Origin of the sequence: Actinomadura soli (assembly GCF_005889715.1) — a bacterium.
Classification (GTDB): Bacteria; Actinomycetota; Actinomycetes; order Streptosporangiales; family Streptosporangiaceae; genus Spirillospora; species Spirillospora soli.
Window position 1 is genome coordinate 1 of record NZ_VCKW01000388.1, and the last position, 5,358, is coordinate 5,358.

2 protein-coding genes and 1 pseudogene are annotated in these 5,358 nt (G+C 72.9%); 1 reads left to right on the plus strand and 2 read right to left on the minus strand.

The window, feature by feature from the left end; translation table 11 throughout:
* Positions 1-2,785, plus strand: a 2,785-nt coding sequence (locus tag ETD83_RS38830) for an ATP-binding protein (RefSeq protein ID WP_138650177.1), incomplete at its 5' end; no start/stop codon positions are given.
* Between the two features lie 38 nt (positions 2,786-2,823).
* Here the strand turns inward: ETD83_RS38830 and ETD83_RS38835 are convergent.
* Both ETD83_RS38835 and ETD83_RS43255 read right to left on the minus strand, forming a co-directional pair.
* Positions 2,824-3,708, minus strand: coding sequence for a hypothetical protein (locus ETD83_RS38835; RefSeq protein WP_138650178.1), 885 nt, complete (start codon positions 3,706-3,708; stop codon positions 2,824-2,826).
* 140 nt (positions 3,709-3,848) lie between these two features.
* Positions 3,849-5,358, minus strand: a pseudogene (locus ETD83_RS43255) (hypothetical protein); the annotation flags it as partial.

The window sequence follows — 5,358 nt, forward strand, 5'->3', positions numbered from 1 at the left end:
GTTGTCGGCGGGGGGTGGGGCGCCGCTTGAGCTGATCACCAATGCGGGGCCGATCAGTGGGGTGGGGGACGGGCTGCTGTTCCCGAGTGGTGCGCGGGGAGTGCCCATCGGGGACGGGTGGTTGCGGCAGGCCGAGCGGATGGCGTGGACGCGTTGTCCCGGGCGGCTTGCCCCGCAGGTCGGGCGGGCGGACGTCGGGCCCGGGCTGTTCGAGGCGACGCTCGTGACGTTGATGGAGCGGCCGTTCGGGTGGTTCGTCGTTGCCGATCCGTGCGACGAGCGGTTGATCGACAGTGAGATGCGGGAGCTGCATCACGAACTGCGGATGCTGCGGCGGGGTGAGGATGAGCAGGCGCGGCTGGCCGTCGCGCGGGCGGATCAGCGGCTCGCGGAACTGGACGCGTTCCGCGAGGCGGGGTTGTGGCAGGTCAGGGTTGTCGCGGGGGCGGCGACGCAGGCCGAGCTGGGGCAGATCGCGCCTGTGCTCGTCGGGTCGATGGAGCTGGGCCACCATCCCTATCGGCTGAGGTCGGGGCAGGGTGGTGGGTCGTTCGCCGGGACGTTGCGGCCTGGGGGCGAGGCTGCTCCGGTGCGGTCGGTCGTGGAGCCGGACGAGCGGTTCCCGTTCATCGCGACCGCCGGCACGCTGGCGGCGCTGGCCGGGTTGCCGCGCAGGGAGGTCCCGGGGCTGCGGGTGCTGGACGCCGGGTACTTCGACGTCACGTCCGAGACCGATGGGCAGGCCCCCGCCGAGAGGGCGGAGGAGGCGCAGATCGAGCTGGGCGCCATTCTGGACGGGCAGGACCGGCAGGTCGGGCGGCTCACCGTTCCCCGGTCCACCATCAACCGGCATGTGTTCGTGACGGGGGCGACGGGGGCCGGCAAGTCGCAGACCGTCCGGCATCTGCTGGAGCAGCTCACCCGCGCGGGCATTCCGTGGCTGGCGATCGAGCCGGCCAAGTCGGAGTACGCGGCGATGGCGGGGCGCATTCAGGATCTCGGTGGGCCGGTCACCGTGGTGAATCCGTCCGATCCGGGGTCGGTGCCGCTGTCGGTGAATCCGCTGGCGCCCGAGCCCGGTTATCCGGTGCAGGCGCATATCGACATGGTGCGGGCGCTGTTCCAGGCCGCGTTCGACGCCGAGGAGCCGTTTCCGCAGATCATGGCGCAGGCGCTGCAGCGGGTCTATGAGAACAACGGGTGGGACGTGGTGACGGGCGCGGGCGTGCCCGGGTCGTTGATCGAGCCCGCTGTCCCGACCTTGGAGCAATTGCAGAACGCCGCGCTCCAGGTCATTTCCGATGTCGGGTACGGGCGGGAGTTGATGGCCGACGTCCAGGGGTTCGTGGACGTAAGGCTCCGCTCGCTGCGCATCGGGTCGGCGGGACGGTTCTTCGAGGGTGGGCACCCGGCCGACATCGGCGGGATGCTGCGCGACAACATCGTGCTCGCGATCGAGGACGTCGCGAACGACGAGGACAAGGCGTTCCTCATGGGGACGCTCATCATCCGGATCGTTGAACATCTGCGCATGCGGGAGCGGCGCCGCGACCGGACGGACGGTCCCGCGCTCCGGCACGTCATCGTGATCGAGGAGGCGCACCGGCTGCTGCGCAACCGCGGCCCTGAGCGCACCAGTTCGCATGCCGTCGAGCTGTTCGCCGGGATGCTCGCCGAGATCCGCGCGTACGGCGAGGGGATCATCGTCGCCGAGCAGATCCCGACCAAGCTCGTCCCGGACGTGATCAAGAACACGGCGCTGAAGGTCGTGCACCGGCTGCCCGCGTTCGACGACCGGCACCAGGTCGGCGCGGCGATGAACCTCGACGACGATCAGTCCCGCGAGGTCGTGTCGCTGCGTCCCGGTGTCGCGGCCGTGTTCGCGGACGGCATGGACCGTCCGCTGCGGGTCCGCGTCCCGCTGGGCGAGGGCCGCGAGGCGGAGCTGCCGGGACCGCCGCCCCCGGTGGACGGACGCCGATCGGCCGCGTGCGGCTGCGAATGCCGGTCCGGACGGGCCTGCACGCTGTACGAGCTGCGTGAAGCCGATCTCGTCGCGGGGAATGCCGATTGGGCGTGGCTCCGGCTGTGGGCCGACACGCTGGTCCTTGCGCATGTCGTGAACCGTCCGTTGCCCGCGGTGCCGCTTGAGCTGCTCCGCGCCTGGTCGCGGCTGGCGCCGCGGCTGCGCGAGTGCGTGCTCGCGACGGTGGTGGAGCGTGCGGTGTCGCGGCGGTCGCGGGCGCTGCGGACCGCGTACCCGCCCTCCGAGCTGACCGCCGCCGTCGCGAAGGTCGCCGGACACCTCCTCGGCGGCGGCACCCCCGGCACGGCGCCCGGCCCGAACTGGGTGATCCCGCAGGTGAGATGGCTGCACGAGCTCGACCGCCTCTTCCCCTACGGGGACGAGCGCGTCCCCGACAAGCACGCGTCGGCCCCGCCGCTCGACTACCAGCTCCCCGGCCTGAAGCAGCCGCCCGACCCGAAGCTCGGCCACCGCCTCCGCGCCCTGCGCCGCCATCCGCTGTCGATGGAGCTCGAGCGCAACCGTCCCGTCGCGCTCACCGCGCTCTACGGCGACGACGACCAGGCGGGCTTCTACCAGGACCTTCCCGTCGTCGCGATCGGCTTCGACGAGGACGAGCAGATCGACCACGTCGCCGAGACGATGCGCGTCGGCGAATGGCTGGAACCCGTGCTGAGCTGGTTCGACCGCTTCGTCGCCCCGTTCGGGGACCCGTCCGCCGGCCTTCCCTTCCTCGGCCGTCCGGGCGACGCGCAGTGATGTCTCAGATGCAGTGATGTCTCAGATGCAGTGACGGCTCAGATGTCGTCGGCGGTGCGGGCGGGGAGACCGGCCTGCTGGGCGATCGGGGTCCAGTAGCCCATGAACTCGCTCTTGGCGTCGCTGGCCCGCTGGTTGACGTCCGCGACCTCGCTGTCGGACGGGCAGCCGGGCGCGACGTCGAGGTAGCGCTGGTTCGACTCGGAGGACGCCTCCAGCGCGCGGACGAGCGCGTCCTTCATCTGGGCGCCGTTGTCGAGGGCGGTCACGTCCAGGGCGCGGGCCTTTTCGAGCTGCGAGCGGCGGGCGTCCAGGACGCGTTGCAGGTCGCCCTTCTCGCACCCGGCGACCACGGCCGAGCCGAGGTCGGACCGGGTCGTGCCCATCTCGGCGAGCAGGGCGTCGACCGCCTTGGCCTGCCCGTCGAGGTCGCCGGTCGGCTCCCCGCTCTCGGGGACGACGTCCTGGCTCTGCTGCGTGGACGGCCCGCCGCCGGTTGCGGGATCGGAGGGCGTGCCCGAACCGCTCGGCCAGAACACGATGCCGAGCGCGAGCCCGACGAGCAGGACGACGCCCGCCGCCACCAGGAAGTACGGGACCCTGCTCGCCTTCGGTGGCGGGGGCGGCTGCCAGATCGCGGGTTCGGACGACGAAGGGCCGCCCGGCGGGACGGACCACGGTTCGGGCGAGAGCAGCGTCGACGTCTCGTCGGACGGCGGCATCGGCGTCGTGTACTCGGGCGTCGGCAGGCTGGGGGGCGGCTGGCCCGGGGGGAGCCGGTCGGACGGCCCGTGGGCCTCCCAGAGGGCGGGGCCCTGCGGCGACGGCGTCCAGGGAGGCGCGGGCGGCTCGTCGGGAGCCGTCGCGTCACCGCCCGGAGGCGTCGTGTTGAGCGGCGCGTTGCAGCGTGTGCACCGGGGCAACGCCGACGTGGTGTCGCTACCGCAGCCCGGACACCGCATGAGGGCCCCCTACCCATCGTGTTCGACGGTGACAAGATACTTGCGCGGTCACCGGTCGGGAACCGTCCGTCAGAAGGTCGCAACCGGGTCGTGACCGGCCGTCATACTCGGCGCCAGCTCCGTACCGGCTGGCCGGTCTTCTTCGCGACCGGGTTCCACAGGACGACGAACCGCTTCTTCGCCGACGTCGCGCGCTGCTCGCTGGCCGCACGTCCGGGAACCTGCGCGGCGCTCGGACGGGGCTTGCCGCGGCAGTTCGCCTGGTTCTGCTGCGCCCACTGCAGCAGGACCTGGTCCACCTGCAGCGACGCCGTCAGCGCCTCCGTCAGCGACCTGCGGAGACGCTCGCCGTTGGCCAGCTTGTCCACCTGGAGGTCCCTGGTGCGGTTCAGCTGGCTCTGGCGTTGCTGCGCGACGGTCTGGAAGCCCTGGATGGCCTGCGGCAACGTCGCGCACTTGCCGGCCCTGCCGAGCGCCCCGGCGAGGACGCGCCGCGTGCCGACGCTGTCGTTCAGCACCGCGTTCATCGCCGCGGCCTGCTCCTTCGTCGCGGCCGGAATCGGGTTCTTCTCCGCGACCTGCTTGTTCGACGGGGTAGGGGTCGGGTCGCCGGTCGCGGACGAGTCGTCCCCGGACGGCCATGCCACGAACAGGATGGACCCCACCGCGATCGTGACCAGCGCGGCGACGGCACCGATGAGCGGCTTGCTCGGCCCGCTGCCCCCCGGACGGTCACCCCCCTGGCCAGGCGGATAAGCGCCATACGCGGGGCCGCCGGGCCCGCCCTGCCCCATCGGTCCCATCGGCCCCATGGGCATGGCACTGCCCTGGCCCATGCCCATATGGGGTGCGCCTATCGGAGGCGGACCCATCGGGGAACCGGGATCCATTCGCGTCTGGTCGAGGTCGGCGCCGAAGCCCATCGGCGTTGGGTGCGCGCCGGGCATCCCGGGATTCATCGGCCCGGGGCCGGGGGCGTACTGGGTCGCGTCGGCGTCCAGCATCGTGGGCGGTTGCCCGCCGACCACCTGCGTCGTCTCCGCCTCCATCGGGTCGGGCTTGCGCGGGCGTGCGAACCACGAGTCCGGGACGATCGACTCCGTGCGTTCGGGCAGCGGCTCCAGCCCGAACGTGCTGGGCGGCGGCTCCGCCGAACCGAACGTGTCCGCTGAGCCGGCCGCGGGCAGCGCGGGCGGGCTCGCCGACCAGGCGGGCGGCGCGGGCGCGGTGAAGCCGCCGGAGGTGTCGTCGTCCTCGTGGGGGTTGAAGGTCCAGGCGGCGGTGTCCTCGGGGTCGACGGGCGGCAGCGGCCCGGACTGCGCGGGCGGCCCCGGCGCCGGCGGTACCGATGGTGGCGTCGGCGGCTCCACCGAGAGCTGAAGCGGCGGCTGCGCGGCGGCCGGGGGCTCGGGCGCCGTCTGCGACGGCGACTGCACCGGCGGCTGTGACTGCATCGACGGTGGCTGCGACGGTGGCGGCTGTGGTGGCATCACGAGGTCGGGGGTCACGGGGGGCGCCTCGCTCGGGGCCCAGGACGGCGTGGGCGGCGGCACCATCATCGTCCGCTCGCCGAAGAGGTCCGCCGTCCCGGCCACGGGAGCCGCGGGGGCG